Origin of the sequence: Streptomyces sp. NRRL S-1022 (genome assembly GCF_000720135.1) — a bacterium.
Classification (GTDB): Bacteria; Actinomycetota; Actinomycetes; order Streptomycetales; family Streptomycetaceae; genus Streptomyces.
Genome location: NZ_JOIU01000008.1, coordinates 307238 through 321370, shown reverse-complemented (window position 1 = coordinate 321370; position 14133 = coordinate 307238). Strand labels below are relative to the sequence as shown.

At 74.4% G+C, this 14133-nt stretch carries 16 protein-coding genes and 1 pseudogene; 8 read left to right on the top strand and 9 right to left on the bottom strand.

What is annotated here, in order from left to right:
- Positions 1 to 41 precede the first annotated feature (41 nt).
- The gene (locus IG05_RS0111965) at positions 42 to 1229 is read right to left on the bottom strand and encodes a flavin-containing monooxygenase (protein ID WP_030341799.1); all 1188 of its coding nucleotides are present in this window, start codon (positions 1227 to 1229) and stop codon (positions 42 to 44) included.
- Positions 1230 to 1395: 166 nt separating this feature from the next.
- Here IG05_RS0111965 and IG05_RS0111960 point away from each other — a divergent pair, with 166 nt between their 5' ends.
- A complete protein-coding gene (locus IG05_RS0111960; RefSeq protein WP_030341797.1) occupies positions 1396 to 1845 on the top strand; it encodes a DoxX family membrane protein in 450 nt (149 codons plus the stop codon).
- On the top strand, positions 1845 to 2264 hold the full coding sequence (locus IG05_RS0111955; RefSeq protein WP_030341796.1) for a Zn-ribbon domain-containing OB-fold protein: 420 nt from the start codon (positions 1845 to 1847) through the stop codon (positions 2262 to 2264). Before IG05_RS0111960 ends, IG05_RS0111955 begins: the two co-directional genes overlap by 1 nt.
- Here IG05_RS0111955 and IG05_RS0111950 read toward each other — a convergent pair.
- The 3 genes from IG05_RS0111950 to IG05_RS0111940 form a co-directional block, all read right to left on the bottom strand.
- The gene (locus IG05_RS0111950) at positions 2245 to 2751 is read right to left on the bottom strand and encodes a carboxymuconolactone decarboxylase family protein (RefSeq protein ID WP_030341794.1); all 507 of its coding nucleotides are present in this window, start codon (positions 2749 to 2751) and stop codon (positions 2245 to 2247) included. The two genes, IG05_RS0111955 and IG05_RS0111950, sit on opposite strands and share 20 nt — an antisense overlap.
- A 101-nt stretch (positions 2752 to 2852) precedes the next feature.
- Positions 2853 to 3521: a pyridoxine/pyridoxamine 5'-phosphate oxidase gene (locus tag IG05_RS0111945; protein WP_030341792.1), complete on the bottom strand. Its 669-nt coding sequence runs from the start codon at positions 3519 to 3521 to the stop codon at positions 2853 to 2855.
- Positions 3522 to 3549: 28 nt separating this feature from the next.
- Positions 3550 to 4722, bottom strand: coding sequence for a thiolase C-terminal domain-containing protein (locus IG05_RS0111940; RefSeq protein ID WP_030341790.1), 1173 nt, complete (start codon positions 4720 to 4722; stop codon positions 3550 to 3552).
- A 74-nt stretch (positions 4723 to 4796) separates the two neighbouring features.
- On the opposite strand from IG05_RS0111940, the gene IG05_RS0111935 reads away from it, so the two are divergent.
- Both IG05_RS0111935 and IG05_RS0111930 read left to right on the top strand, forming a co-directional pair.
- A complete protein-coding gene (locus IG05_RS0111935; RefSeq protein WP_030341788.1) occupies positions 4797 to 5981 on the top strand; it encodes an acyl-CoA dehydrogenase family protein in 1185 nt (394 codons plus the stop codon).
- Positions 5981 to 6499 (top strand): nitroreductase/quinone reductase family protein, encoded by a 519-nt coding sequence (locus IG05_RS0111930; RefSeq protein WP_051789732.1) that lies wholly within the window; start codon positions 5981 to 5983, stop codon positions 6497 to 6499. The genes IG05_RS0111935 and IG05_RS0111930 overlap by 1 nt, the downstream gene beginning before the upstream one ends.
- Here the strand turns inward: IG05_RS0111930 and IG05_RS44925 are convergent.
- Both IG05_RS44925 and IG05_RS0111925 read right to left on the bottom strand, forming a co-directional pair.
- Positions 6459 to 6887: pseudogene (locus IG05_RS44925) on the bottom strand (VOC family protein); the annotation flags it as partial. The gene IG05_RS0111930 and the pseudogene IG05_RS44925 sit on opposite strands and share 41 nt — an antisense overlap.
- 19 nt (positions 6888 to 6906) lie before the next feature.
- Complete coding sequence (locus tag IG05_RS0111925) at positions 6907 to 7524, bottom strand: LysE family translocator (protein WP_030341785.1); 618 nt, start codon at positions 7522 to 7524, stop codon at positions 6907 to 6909.
- A gap of 82 nt (positions 7525 to 7606) precedes the next feature.
- Between IG05_RS0111925 and IG05_RS0111920 the strand changes: the two genes are divergently transcribed.
- A complete protein-coding gene (locus tag IG05_RS0111920) occupies positions 7607 to 8059 on the top strand; it encodes an Lrp/AsnC family transcriptional regulator (RefSeq protein WP_030341781.1) in 453 nt (150 codons plus the stop codon).
- 103 nt (positions 8060 to 8162) lie between these two features.
- On the opposite strand, the gene IG05_RS0111915 is transcribed toward IG05_RS0111920, so the two are convergent.
- Positions 8163 to 8798, bottom strand: coding sequence for a TetR family transcriptional regulator (locus IG05_RS0111915; protein WP_030341779.1), 636 nt, complete (start codon positions 8796 to 8798; stop codon positions 8163 to 8165).
- A gap of 134 nt (positions 8799 to 8932) precedes the next feature.
- On the opposite strand from IG05_RS0111915, the gene IG05_RS0111910 reads away from it, so the two are divergent.
- The 3 genes from IG05_RS0111910 (at position 8933) to IG05_RS0111900 (ending at position 12950) form a co-directional block, all read left to right on the top strand.
- Positions 8933 to 9667 (top strand): VOC family protein, encoded by a 735-nt coding sequence (locus IG05_RS0111910; RefSeq protein ID WP_199808291.1) that lies wholly within the window; start codon positions 8933 to 8935, stop codon positions 9665 to 9667.
- A gap of 179 nt (positions 9668 to 9846) precedes the next feature.
- Entirely contained in the window at positions 9847 to 12207 is a 2361-nt protein-coding gene (locus IG05_RS0111905) for a PQQ-binding-like beta-propeller repeat protein (RefSeq protein WP_030341776.1), read from the top strand.
- A gap of 131 nt (positions 12208 to 12338) precedes the next feature.
- On the top strand, positions 12339 to 12950 hold the full coding sequence (locus tag IG05_RS0111900; RefSeq protein ID WP_030341775.1) for a hypothetical protein: 612 nt from the start codon (positions 12339 to 12341) through the stop codon (positions 12948 to 12950).
- 3 nt (positions 12951 to 12953) lie between these two features.
- Here the strand turns inward: IG05_RS0111900 and IG05_RS0111895 are convergent, their stop codons facing one another.
- A complete protein-coding gene (locus IG05_RS0111895; RefSeq protein ID WP_030341773.1) occupies positions 12954 to 13727 on the bottom strand; it encodes an enoyl-CoA hydratase/isomerase family protein in 774 nt (257 codons plus the stop codon).
- The gene (locus IG05_RS0111890; protein ID WP_030341771.1) at positions 13724 to 14131 is read right to left on the bottom strand and encodes a Zn-ribbon domain-containing OB-fold protein; all 408 of its coding nucleotides are present in this window, start codon (positions 14129 to 14131) and stop codon (positions 13724 to 13726) included. Before IG05_RS0111890 ends, IG05_RS0111895 begins: the two co-directional genes overlap by 4 nt.
- Positions 14132 to 14133 lie beyond the last annotated feature (2 nt).

The following is a 14133-nucleotide window of genomic DNA, read 5'->3' as shown; positions in this document are numbered from 1 at the left end:
CTGAACTGACGGACCGTCAGGAACAAGGTGGAACGGCAAAGTTACCGATGGGTGGGAAATCCCCTGGCGATCGCCCGCGCGATCTTCCCCGCGTCGATCGCGAGCTCCCGCAGCATCCCGCTGATGGGATTGGTGAACCCGGTGAAGTACAGGCCGGGCGCCTGCGCGGGCGTGCGGCCGCCGTGCACCACCGGCCGGCCGCGCCCGTCCAGCACCCCGAGGTGTCCGACGAGCCCCTCCAGCGCCCGCACGTACCCGGTCGCCGCGATCACCGCGTCGGGGGTGATCCGGCTGCCGTCGGCGAGGACCACCTTGCCGTCCTCGAACGCCTCCACCGCGGCCACGATCTCCACCTTCCCCTTGCGCACGGCGTCGATCAGGCCGACGTCCTGGACCGGGATCGCGCCCTGCCGCACCCTGCTGTACAGGCCGGTGTCCGGGCGGGGCAGCCCGTGCGCGGACAGGTCCGGGGTGCTCAGCCGCCCCACCGGCCCGGCCAGCCGGTCCACGAGCCGCACCGGCAGCCGCCGGACCAGCACACCCGTGTACTGCGAGGCCCACCCGAGGGTCGACCGGCGCAGGATGTGCGGCGGGGTGCGCACCGCCAGGCGGACCCGGGCGGCCCCGCCCTCCGCCAGGTCCACGGCGATCTCCGCGCCCGTGTTGCCGATCCCGACGACGAGCACGTCACGGCCCCGGTACGGCTCGGCGTCGCGGTACCCGCCGGCGTGCAGCAGCTCACCGCCGTACCCCTCCCGGCCCGGCCAGTCGGGCAGCCGGGGAGTGTGGTTGAAGCCGGTGGCGACGACCACCGCGCTGCCGGTCAGCTCCCGGCCGCCGGAGGCGTGCAGCAGCCAGCCGGTGCCGTCCCCGGTCCGCTCGACGCGGTGTACCTCCACGCCGGTGACGATCTCCAGCGCGTGGTGCTCGGCGTACTTCTCCAGGTAGCGCACCACGTCGTCCCGGGAGACCCAGCGGCCGAACCTGCGGGGTATGCCGAGGCCGGGCAGCGCGGACAGCCGCCGGGTGGTGTGCAGGTGCAACCGGTCGTAGTGCCGCCGCCAGGAGGCGCCGACCCGGTCGGACTTCTCCAGGACCACGGCCCGGACGCCCCGCGCCCGCAGCGCGTACGCGGCGGCGAGTCCGCCCGGACCGGCGCCGATGACGTAGACCGGGCGCTCGGCGGGGGTCGGCGAGAGGTGGACGGGTGAGGGACGGGAGACGGCCATGAGCGGGAGCGTAATCACACACCCGGTTGATGGGTCTCGGTCAAGACCGGAATTGGTTGCGGATTGATCACGGCTGCACGCGAAGGGTGATCCGGCCGCCTCCCGTCCCGCCGGCCGCCGGCCTCACGGGTGGGCATCCGCTCGCATCTGACGTACCGTCAGATCCATGGACTCGATATGGCTCGACGGCGCGCGATGGCTGGCGGCGCTGCGGATCGGTCTGGGCCTGTGGTGGCTGGAGAGCTGGCGGCACAAGGACAAGAAGGCCTGGTTCGAGCGGGGCAGCGGCATCGCCTGGGCGGCGGACGTGGCGGCGGGACACCGGTGGGCCCCGGTCCGGGCGGGCTTCGAGACGGTGGTCGCACCCCGCCCCCGCTTGATGGCGTACGTGGTCGCCTACGCCGAACTGTCCCTGGGACTCGGCCTGATCGCCGGCTTCCTGACCCCGGTCGCGCTGATCGGCGGCCTGCTCCTCAACGCCGTCTACTTCGTCCTCATGGTCCACGACTGGGCGGAGCAGGGCCAGAACTCGATGATGGCCCTGATCTCCCTGACCGGCTTCTTCGGCATGTCCTGGCAGACGTGGTCGCTGGACGCGGCGCTGGGGTGGTTCTGATGGACGGCCCGCGCCACGACCTCCCCGAGGCCGACGCCCTCACCCGCCCCTACTGGGAGGCGGCGGCCCGGGGCCGGCTGCTGATCCGCCGCTGCGGGGCCTGCCGCCGGGCCCACCACTACCCGCGGGAGTTCTGCCCGCACTGCTGGAGCGAGGAGGTGGCCTGGGAGGAGGCGAGCGGCCGGGCCGCGCTCTACACGTGGTCCGCGGTCCACCACAACGACCTCCCCCCGTTCACCGGCCGCGTCCCCTACCTGGCCGCGGTGGTCGACCTGGCCGAGGGCCCCCGGATGATGACGGAACTGGTGGACTGCCCGGCGGACACCGTGCGGGCCGGCATGCCGCTGGAGGTGGCGTTCCGGGACGGGATCCCGGTGTTCCGGGCGGCCCCGGGGGCCGTCAGTTCCACGGGTCGGTGAACGACCGGCCCGGCACCGGCTTGGCAACGAGCGCGACCGGGACGAAGAAGCCGACCTGGCCGATCGCGAACATCAGCGTGGCCAGCGCCTTGCCCTCGTAGTGCCCGGCCGCCCGCGCGTACAGCTCGTCGGAGACCCGCTCGCCGCCCGCGGACGGCTGGAGCACCGCCTCCACCAGGGCCAGCGCGGCCCGCTCGGCGGCCGTGAAGTACGGCGAGTCCCACCAGCACGCCACCGATGCGATCCGCTCCTCCGACTCCCCGGCCTTGCGCAGGAACCCGGTGTGCAGGACGGCCAGGTAGGTGCTGCCCACGATCTGCCCGGCCCGCAGCTGGACCAGGCCGATCGTGGAGCGCGGCACCGAACCGTTGCCGGTGACCCGGAACAGGGCCGCCGACACCTCCGCCAGCTCGGGCACCAGCTGTGCGGGGTCCTCGGGCATCCGGGGTGCCATCGGGACCTCCGCCGTGACCGGACGCTTCTCCATCGCCGTCTCCTCAGGACTCGTGTGGCGCTGTCACTGCCCTGACGGACGGCACGGGAGAAGTGTGACCGGCGGCGCGGAGGACTTGTGCGGGGCGGAACCTCCTACGGCCACAGCAGCGTCCTGCTCCAGCCGAACCCGGTGCTGCGGTACTCCAGGCGTACGTGCCGCCGCTGCGGGTCCCCCTGGAAGAACTCCACGCTCTCCGGGCGCAGCCGGTACAGCGTCCAGGTCGGCGACGGCTCCTCGGGATGGGCCCGGGCCCGCTCCCAGGCCGCCTCCGACACCCGCCGCAGCTCCTCCACCGAGGACAGCTCCTCGCTCTGCCGGCCGGTCAGCGCGGCGGCCAGCGCACCCGTGGACCGCGCGTGCAGGTCGGCCTGGCTCTCCTCGGACGGCGCCGAGGCGACCGGCCCCCGGACCCGCACCTGGCGGCCCAGCACCGGCCAGTAGAAGGCGAGGGCCGCGTACGGCCGGGCGCTCAGCGCGCGGCCCTTGCGGCTGGTGGCGTGCGTGGCGAAGGACCAGCCGTCCGGGTCGGCGCCGTGCAGCATCACGATCCGGACGTCCGGCCTGCCCTCCTCGTCCGCGGTCGCCAGCGACATGGTGTGCGGCTCCGGCTGCCCCGCGGCCACCGCCTCCGCGAACCAGCTCGTGAACAGGGCCAGCGGCGTGGGAGGGGCCGTGTCGGGGTCGAAGGGCGGCAGCCGGGTCGCCTCGGGGTCCCAGACCCGCAGCGAGCGGAGCAGTTCGTGGAGATCGTGCTGTTCCATGGGGCGAGTATCACCGCTGGCTCCCGGCTCAGTCCTTCCCCAGCACCACCGTCCCCGATGAGCAGAACCACCCCCCGGTCCCGGACGCCACCCCCAGCCGGGGCAACCCGCCGTCCCGGCGCCGCACCTGGCGCTCCCCGGCCTCACCGCGCAGCTGCCGGACCGCCTCCACCAGCAGGAACAGCCCGCGCATCCCCGGGTGCTGCGCCGACAGCCCGCCCCCGTCCGTGTTCACCGGCAGCTCCCCGCCCCGCACCAGCAGCCGGCCCTTCTCCACGAAGGCCCCGCCCTCGCCCTTGGCGCAGAAGCCCAGGTCCTCCAGGGTCACCAGGGTCATGTAGGTGAAGGCGTCGTAGATCTCCGCGAAGTCGACGTCCGCCGGGGCCACCCCCGCCCGGGCGAAGGCCAGCCGGCCGCTCACCGCCGCCGGGGAGACCGTGAAGTCCGGCCACTCGGACATCGCGGCGTGGGAGACGTGCTCGCCGGTGCCCAGGATCCAGACGGGGGCCGTACGGCAGTCCCGCACGTACTCCTCGGCCGCCAGCAGCACCGCCGCGCCGCCGTCCGAGCGCAGACAGCAGTGCAGCCTGGTGAAGGGGTCCGCGATCAGCGGCCCGGACAGCACGTCGTCGACGGTGACCGGGTCGCGGAACATCGCCTCCGGGTTCAGGGACGCGTTCGCCCGGGCCTGGACCGCCACCTGCGCCAGCTGCTCGACCGTCGTGCCGTACTCGATCATGTGCCGGCGGGCCGCCATCGCGTACTTCGCGATCAGCGTGTGGCCGTACGGTGCCTCGAACTGGAGGGGGCCGCGGGCGCCGAAGGACAGGGTGCCCGTGCGGCGGCCCGCCCGGATGTCCGCCCGGGCCGTGGAGCCGTACACCAGCAGCACGGCGTTCGCGTGGCCCGCCGCTATCGCGTCCGCCGCGTGCGCCGCCATGACCTCCCAGGTCGCGCCGCCGACCGAGGTGGAGTCCACCCAGGCGGGGCGCAGCCCCAGGTACTCGGCGACCTCCGCCGGGGCCAGTGTGCCGAGGCCTGCCGACGCGAAGCCGTCGACCACCGCGCGGTCCAGACCCGCGTCGGCGAGCGCCCTGCGGGCGGCCTGGGCGTGCAGGGCGTACGCCGTCGGGCCGGCCACCCGTCCGCAGTCGGACAGCGCCACGCCGACCACGGCGGTCTTCCTGGTCCCGCGCTTCATGAGCGGGCTCCTCCCTCTGGGCATCTGGTTCCGGCCTCCCTAATATGACGCTCCGTCAGATAGGGAGGAAGGCCATGGACACGCGCCTCACCGCCGAGCAGGACGAGATCCGCCGGACCCTGCGCGAGGTGCTGCGCAAACGCTGCGGCCCGGCGGAGCTGCGGGCCGCCGTCGACACCCCCGCCGGACACGACCCCCTGCTGTGGCCGGCCCTCGCCGAGCAGCTCGGCCTGCCCGGCCTCGCCCTGCCCGAGCGGTACGGCGGTGCCGGCTGCTCGGTCACCGAGCTGGCCCTCGCCTGCGAGGAGACCGGACGCGCCCTGGCCCCCTCACCCCTGCTCGCCACCTCCGTGCTCACCGCCCCGCTGCTCCTCGCCCTCGGCACCGGGGCGCAGCGCGCCGAGCTGCTGCCGCGCATCGCCGCCGGGTCGCTCACCGCCGCCCTCGCCGTCTCCGGGCCCGCGCTCACCACCGCCCTCGCCCTGACCGGCGCGAACGCCGGGTACAGCGCCGGCGGCGGACGGGCCGGCGGGGTGCAGGCCCGGCGCGCCGGAGACGGCTGGCGGCTGTACGGCGAGGTCGCGCAGGTGCTGGACGGGCACAGCGCGGGGCTGCTGCTCGTCGCCGCGCACACCGGGGGGTTCGCCCGGTCGCGGACCCTGCTGTTCCTGGTGGCGGGTGACGAGCCGGGGCTGGTACGGGCCCGGCAGTCCGCGCTGGACGCCACCCGGCCGCAGGGGCGCCTGCAACTGCGGGACGTGCCCGCCGAGGTGCTGGGCTCGCCGGACACGGACGTGCTGCCCGCCCTCGCCGCGGCCGGGGACGCCGTCGCCGCCGTGCTCGCGGCCGAGGCCGTGGGCGCGGCCGGCCGGGTGCTGGAGCGCACCGTGGAGTACGCCGGGCAGCGGGTGCAGTTCGGCAGGCCCATCGGCTCCTTCCAGGCCGTGAAGCACCGGCTGGCGGACGTGTACGTGGCGGTGCAGGCGGCGCGGTCGGCCGCCTGCTACGCCGCCTGGGCGGCCGGACGCGGCGAAGGCGCCGGCGCCCTGGCGCTGGCCCAGGCGCTGGAGGCGCTGCGCCGCGCCGCCGCCGAGGGCATCCAGCTGCACGGCGGGATCGGCTTCACCTGGGAGCACGACGCCCACCTGTACTTCAAGCGGGCGACCGGCGACGAGCTGCTGTTCGGCCCGGCGCACCGGCTGCGCGAGCGGGCCGCCGAGACGGCGGGGCTGTTCACGGGCGGGGAGGTGGCCGTCTGATGGGCGCGGCCGGAGCGGTGCGCGGGCGGGGCGGCGCCGGGCTGCTGCGTCTCGTGCAGAAGGTGTCCTCGACCCGGGCGTTCGCCAAGGCCGCCCCGCACGTGATCCCGGCCCTCGACCGGGCCGTGCACCGGTTCACCCGGGGCAGGGTGCTGCCGAGCGCCCTGCTGCTGCCCGGTGTGGTCCTCACCTCCACCGGCGCCCGCAGCGGCCGGCCCCGCCGGACCCCGCTGGCCTGCATGCCGGAGCGGGACGGCGGCGGCTGGATCCTGGTCGGCTCCAACTTCGGGCGCCCGGGCCATCCCGCCTGGACCCACAACCTCCTCGCCCACCCGGACGCCTCCATCAGCATGCAGGGGGAGGACATCCCGGTCACCGCCCGCCTCCTCACCGGCGGCGAACGGGCCGCCGTCTGGCGGGAACTGCTGGCGTTCTGGCCGCCGTACGCCGTGTACCAGGGGCGGGTGGCGCGGGAGATCAGGATCTTCCGGCTGACCCGCACGCCCGGCAGCGGCTAGGGGCTGTCTTCCGGTTCCGGAAGACAGCCCCTGCCCTTCGGGCACGGGTTCGGAGGGGCTTCAGCCGGGTGCGCGGCAGGCAGAACTCGTTGCCCTCCGGGTCGGCCAGGACGTGCCGGCTCCCGGTGCCGGTCTGGCCGGCGTCGGCGGGCCCGGCGCCGAGGGCGAGCAGCCGCTCCAGCTCCGCGTCCTGGTCGCGGTCGGTGGCGTTGACGTCGATGTGCAGGGGGAGCTTCCCGGCCCGCGGGTCGCTGCCGGGGCTGAGGACGAGGATGGGCTGCGGGCCGCCGAGGCCGGCGTCGGGCGGCCCGATCGCGATGCTCCCGTCCGGTTCCCGTTCGAGTTCGACGTAGCCGAGGACCTCGCTCCGGAACGTGGCGAGCCGTTGGCGCTCGCGCCCGGCCGTGTCAGAGCGTCGAGAGCCGTTCCGCCAGCAGGAGCGCGCCGATCCCGAGCATCGCCGCGCCCGAGGTGCGGGTCACCGCGCGGGCGGCCGCCGGACGGGCGGTGAGGAGGACGCGGGCGAGGGCGCCGACGGCGAGGTAGACGGCCGCGCAGCACGCCATGTGCAGCAGGCCGAGGGCCGCCGTCTGGGCGGGCACGGGGAGGTGGGCGCCGGTGAGGGTGAGGAACTGGGGGAGCACCGAGAGGTAGAGCAGCAGGCCCTTGGGGTTCAGGCCGCTGATCGTGGCGCCGCGCAGGAAGAGCCGGCCGTCGGGTGCCGCCGCGCCGTCCGCGTCCGGGACGGCCGGGCGGCGCAGCACGCCCCAGCCCAGCCACAGCAGATAGCCCGCGCCCGCCACCGTCAGCGCCGTCAGCAGCCGCGGCGAGCCCGCCACCAGCACCGCCAGCCCCGCCGTCGCCAGCACCGTGTGCAGGGCGTAGCCGCAGACCAGGCCCGCCACCGCGCGTGCCACCGAGCCGCCGCGCAGGGCGGTGGCGATGACGTACGCCCAGTCGGCGCCCGGTACGCACACCAGCAGCAGGTCCACGACGAGGAAGGAGAAGAGCAGTCCCGAGTCCATACGGGGGACATTAGGCGTGAATAGCCCGAAAGTGTTTCTGAAGTTTGCCCATGATCGCGTATGCTGAGCAAATATCTTCTTCATGGACGATGTGGACCGGAAAATCCTTGCCGAGCTCCAGCAGGACGGGCGGCTGACCGTGACCGAGCTGGCCGCCCGGGTGCGGCTGAGTGTCTCGCCCTGCCACCGGCGGCTGCGCGAGCTGGAGCGCTCCGGCGCCGTCCAGGGCTACCGCGCGGTGGTGGACCCGGCCGCGCTCGGCCTGAACTTCGAGGCGCTGGTCTTCGTGTCCATGCGCCAGGAGGACCGGGACACGGTCGCGGAGTTCGAGCGGGCGGTCGGCGAGCTGGAGCATGTGCTGGACGCCCAGCGGCTGTTCGGCGAGCCGGACTACCTGCTCCGGGTGGCCACCGCCGACCTGGCCGCCTTCCAGCGGCTCTACGACGAGCGGCTGGCGACCCTGCCGGGGGTGCAGCGGCTGACGTCGACCCTGGTGATGAAGCACGTGGTGCGGGACCGCCCGCTGCCCGCGTAGCACGGCAGGCGGCAGCTCACCTCGGTGAACTGCCGCCCGCCAGACAGGACTTCGGTGCGGGATCTCGGTGCGGGATTCGGGTGCGGAAAGAAAAAAATGGGGGCTACTTGCTCGGCTTCTTCCCGGTCACGCCCAGGTGCACCAACAGCGCCAGGTTCGGCTTGAGTTCGGCCTGCTTCACACCCCAGGAAGTGAAGCCCTTCTGGTGGGCCGCCACCGCCGCGAGCATCGCGACCAGCGAACCGGCCACCGCCGCCGGGTTCACGTCCTTGTCGACGCGGCCCTTGGACTGGAGTTCCGCGATCGAGTCCGCGAGGGAGTTGTTGACCGAGTTCAGGATCTTCATGCGGATCTTGTAGAACCGTTTGTCCCCCTCGGCCGCGCCGAGGTCCACCACCCGCAGAATCGCATCGTTCCTGCGCCAGAACTCCAGGAAGCCGTCCACGAGTTCCTGCGCCGTGGCCCAGCCGGACTTGCCGGCCCAGCTGCGCCCCTGGAGCAGTTCCGTCAACCCCGCACCCTCGGCCGCCATCCGCTCGGCGATCTCCAGGACGGCGCCCTCGACGTCGGGGAAGTACTGGTAGAAGGTCGCGGGCGAAGTGCCCGCCTTCCGGGCGACATCGATGACCTTGACGTCCCGGTACGGGGAGGAGCTGAGCATCTCGCTGAGGCAGTCGAGCAGCTTCTGCCGGGTCGCCTGCCCACGCCGGCCGGCCACGCGGCCGTCGACGGTACGCACTTGTCCTGTCATGTCGTCAGCTTACCGAGGGGTGATCGGAGCGCGATTCGGCCGACTGCAAATGGGGTGCAGGGGGCTTTCGGGGATGGTGTGCCTGGTCTGCGGGGTGCGCGCGGCCCGGTTACTTTGACGACATGGCCGAAAATAGGGCATCCGCGAACGAAGAGACATACGGGGAGGGCGTCCCCTGCTGGGTGGACGCCGAGCTGCCCGACGTCGAGGCGGGCAAGCGGTTCTACGGTGAGCTCTTCGGATGGACCTTCGAGGCGGCGTACGGCTCCTCGGTCTGGGCCCGGCTGGACGGCGACCTCGTCGCCTCGCTGGCGCCCAAGACGGACGGCCGTATGCCCACCGTCTGGACGGTGTCCTTCGCGACCGCCGACGCCGGGGCCCTCGGCCGGCGGATCACCGCCGCCGGCGGGCAGATGGTCATGGCCCCGTTCCCGGTCGGCGATCTCGGTACCGCCGCCCTGGCCGCCGACCCCGAGGGCGCCGTCTTCGGCCTGTGGCAGCCCGGCACCCACACCGGCTTCGGGCGGCGGCGCGAGCCGGGCACCTTCGTCTGGGCCGAGCTGTACACCCGGGACACCGCCGCCGCCAACGCCTTCTACGGCGGCCTCTTCCACGACGCCCTGTTCGGCACCGGCGCCGCGCCCGACTTCGGCCGCGCGGACGTCACCGACGTCTTCCCGGCCGAGATGCCCCCGCACTTCCTCGTCCACTTCCGGGTCGCGGACCTGGCGGACGCGCTGGGGACCGTACAGCGGCTCGACGGGCGCGTCCAGGCGCCACCCTTCGAGACGTCGTACGGACGAGTGGCCGTCGTCACCGACAATCAGGGGGCATCGTTCGCACTGCTGCAGCGCTGACGGGTCCGCTTTGGGTCACTACAGCATGAGACACCCCGATTGTCACCGGGTTCGCAACCAGCCGCCCGGCCAGGAAGAATCGGGGTGCGTACCGCCACGGCGGTGCGGTGGTGAGACGCTGCACTCCGGTCGCGTACATATGGAGAGTGGCGCGGCTCGTACGGGGAGGTGGCAGGCAAGTGGTGGATCAGCTGACGCAGCACGATCCGCGGCGGATCGGGCCGTTCGAGGTGCTGGGCCGGCTGGGGGCCGGCGGCATGGGGCTGGTCTATCTCGCGCGCTCGGCGTCCGGCCGGCGCGTGGCGATCAAGACGGTGCGCACCGAGCTGGCCGAGGACCAGCTCTTCCGCGTCCGCTTCACCCGCGAGGTGGAGGCGGCCCGCGCGGTCTCCGGCTTCTACACCGCGGCCGTGGTCGACGCCGACCCGCGCGCCGCCGTGCCCTGGCTGGCCACCGCCTACGTGCCCGCGCCCTCGCTGGAAGAGATAGTGAACGAGTGCGGGCCGCTCCCGGCCCAGGCCGTGCGCTGGCTCGCCGCGGGCGTCGCGGAGGCCCTCCAGTCCATCCACGGCGCCGGACTGGTCCACCGCGACCTCAAGCCCTCCAACGTGCTGGTGGTCGAGGACGGCCCCCGGGTGATCGACTTCGGTATCGCCTCCGGTGTCTCGAACACCCGCCTGACGATGACGAACGTCGCCGTCGGCACCCCCGCCTACATGTCCCCCGAGCAGGCCAAGGACTCCCGCAGCGTCACCGGCGCCAGTGACGTCTTCTCGCTCGGCTCCATGCTGGTCTTCGCGGCCACCGGCCACCCGCCCTTCCACGGCGCCAACCCGGTCGAGACCGTCTTCATGCTGCTCCGGGAGGGCCCGGACCTCACCGGCCTGCCCGACGAGCTGCGCCCGCTCATCGAGGTCTGCATGCAGATGGAGGCCACCGCCCGCCCCACCCCGGCCGACCTCCAGGCCCAGCTCGCCCCGCACCTGTTCGGCTCCGGCTCCGACGACAGCGGCACCGCCTCCGCCTGGCTGCCCGAGAAGGCCGTCGCGCTCATCGAGTCCCGCCGCGGCGGCCGTCCCGCCGCCAAGCCCGCCCCGGTCCCGACCGGCGGCCCGCGCAGCGGCGACCGGCAGGCCGCCGTGCCCCCGCCGCCGCCCTACGACCCGCCCGTCCCGGCCCCCGCACCCGTGCCCGTCCCGGTCGGCGCCCCCGACACCGGCCCGGTCCGGCTGGCCGGCGCCCAGGTGCCCATCGGCCCCGGCCCCCGGGTCGCCGACGCCCGCGCCGCCGCCGTCAAGGCACCCCCGCCCGAGGCCGGCCTGGTGGCCGGCTGGTCCCGGCCCCGCCCCGGCCTGGCCGGCGCCGACCCCGCGGTACCGCCCGTACCGCCGGCGCCTCCGGAGACGGCGAGCGGCTGGCGCCCCTGGCGGTTCCGCATGTCCAACGACGTCTGGGGCACCCCGTCCGTCGACGGCGACCTGGTCTACGTCACCTCCTTCGAGGTGCACGCCCTGGACGTGGGCACCGGCCGCCGCCGCTTCAAGACCCGGGACGTCGCCTGGTCCATGGCGGTGGCGGACGGCCGTATCCACGCCTCCGACGGCCCCACCCTGTTCGCCCTGGACGCCCGCGAGGGCACCGACCTGTGGCGGCTGTCCACGGACGCCTGGGTGTACTCCCTCCAGGCCGACCGCGGCACGGTCGTCACCGGCACCCGCGGCGGCGGCGTCCAGGCCTGGGAGGCCGTGGGCGGCCAGAAGCTGTGGGAGATCACCGGCTGCCAGACCGACTTCGAGTCCCCGGAGGCCGGCCCGGTCGTGCACGACGGCACGGTGTACGTCTGGCAGGACGCCCGGCTGCGCGCCCTGGAGGCCCGCACCGGCGAGGAGCGCTGGTCGTACCCCATCGGCGACGCGGCCTCCTGCGGCGGCGTCCCGGTGCGCCTCGCCCCGGCGCCCGACGGGCACGTCTACATCTCCGCCGGCACCCGCGTGCTCGCCGTCGAGGCGGTCAGCGGCCGGGTCCGCTGGCACTTCGAGGCCCCGGCGGTCTTCCTCAGCCCGCCCGCCTTCGCCCCGGGGCCGGCCGTCACCGGCGGCGGTGTCTACCTCGCCGACTACCTCGGCACGGTCTACGCCCTCGACGCCGCCGACGGCCGCGACCGCTGGCGCATCGCCACCGAGGCCCGCGCCTCCATCGAGCCGGTCCTGGTGGCCGCCGGGCACGTGCACGTCGGCAGCGGCAAGGGCCTGTACACCCTGGACGCGGTCACCGGCACCCCCAAGTGGCGGTTCCAGGCGGGCGGCGACGTCGTGGGCGCGCCCGCGGTGGCGGAGGGCCGTATCCACTTCGGCTCCACCGACCACCTCCTGTACACGCTGAAGGCCGACGACGGCCGGCTGCGCTGGAAGCTCGCCACCGGCGGCGAGATCACCGGCTCCCCGGTGGTCAAGGACGGCGTGGTGTACGCGTGCAGCAAGGACCGGTGCGTGTACGCGCTGGACGCGGAGAAGGGGACGGGGACCGCGCGGACCGCGTGAGTTCGCGCGACGGCCGTCGTACCGGGTCTGCACGGAAGGGCTCCAGACGGCGGCCGTCCACGGCTGACGCTACCCCTGGCGCCCGGTGGACGCCATGCGGTGCGCCCGGCGGCTAGGGTGCGGGCATGCACATGCCTACACGGACGCGCGCGCTCAGGTTCACGGCCGTACTGACCCTGGTGGTGCTCAGCCTGACCGGCTTCTCGTCCGGCCGGCACCACGGCAGCCGGGGGAGCGGCGGCGGGGGCGGGTGCAGCAGCTCGCACCAGGACCACGACGGTTCGTCGTCCACCTCGGGCGGCGGATCGTACGGCTCCTCGGGCGGCTCGGGCGGTTCCTCGGGCGGCTCGGGCGGTTCCTCGTACGGCTCGGACGACGACTACGGCAGCACCGGCAGCACGGGCGGCGGCTCCTACCGGCGCACCCACCGCCCCACCTCCACCCCGTCCGGCGGCGGCAGCGGCGCCCCGCTGAAGGAGGGGACGGCCAGGCTGATCGCCTGCGCGACCGCCGGGAAGCCGTACGCCACGGTCGAGGTCACCAACCCCAACAGCCGCAAGGCCGCCTTCACCGTCGAGGTGCTCTTCCTGCCGGAGAGCCCGCCCGCCATCGACTCGGGCCGCACGCAGGTCTCCGTCCCCGCCCACGGCACCAGGACGGTCCGGGTCCCCTTCACGCAGCAGGCCCACACCGACCTGCTCGACCACTGCGAGGTGGACGGGACGGCGCGCCTCGCGCACTGACCGCTAGCGCACCCGGAACTCCCGGCGGCGGGCGGCGAACAGCTCCGCCTGCCGCCCGGCCGGCAGACTGCCCAGCGTGATCAGGTGCGGCGCCTGGGCGAACGCCTGCGCCCGCGCCGCCTCCTTCGCCGCCCACAGCGCCCGCACCGTCCCCTGCACCGCCTGAGGCGGATACCCGGCGACGACCTGGGCGCAGCGCACGGCGGCCTCCACCGCCCGCCCCTCCTCCGCGATCTCGGACACCAGCCCGATCTCGTGCGCCCGCCGCGCCGACATCCGCTCGGCCGTCCCCATCAGCATCATCCGCGCGGCCTCCCCGAACGGCATCCGCTCGGCCATCAGCACCGACTCGTAGGCGCTGACCATGCCGTACGTGGTGTGCGGGTCGAAGAACACGGCCGTCGGGTCCGCGACGACGAACTCGCTCTCCCCCAGCAGGTAGAAGGCCCCGCCGCACGCCATCCCGCACACCGCGGCGATCACCGGCTTCCACAGGCCGTTCGCCTTCGGCCCGATGCCCAGCAGCGGATCGTCCTGCATGTACGGCGACGAGGGCTGCGGTACGACGGCGTCCCGGTCGATGCCCGTACAGAACGCCCGCTCCCCGCTCCCGGTGAGCACGACGGCCCGCACGGAGTCGTCGAACCGCAACTCCCGCCAGAGGTCCGACAGTTCCCGGACCATGGCGAGGTCGACGGCGTTGAGCCGCCCGGGCCGGTCCAGGGTGACCACGGCGACGCCGGCGCCCTCGCCCACGTCGAGGCGGACGGTGTTCACGCCGGCACCCACTGCGGCAGCCCGCCGGAGAAGACCGCCCGCACCCGGGCGCCGATCCTCAGCCGGGCCGGGTCGAGGGAGTTCAGCGGCGCCCCGGCGTGCGCGACCACGTTCCCCACGAGCCGTATCCGCGGGGCCTCCTCCAGCTCCACGACGACCACGTTGTACGGCGCCTGCTCCGCGTAACCGGGCAGCAGCGGCGGATGCGGCACGACGTACGACCACACCCGCCCGCGCCCCGACACCGCCCGCCACCCGGCCGCGAAGGACTGGCAGTGCGGGCAGCAGGGCCGGGGCGGGAAGCGGAGTTCCCCGCAGTCGCCGCACGCCTGGACCCGCAGCTCGCCGCGGGCCGCGTACTCCCAGAAGGGCGCGCCGTCGTTGTCGGTGACGGGATCGAGCATGA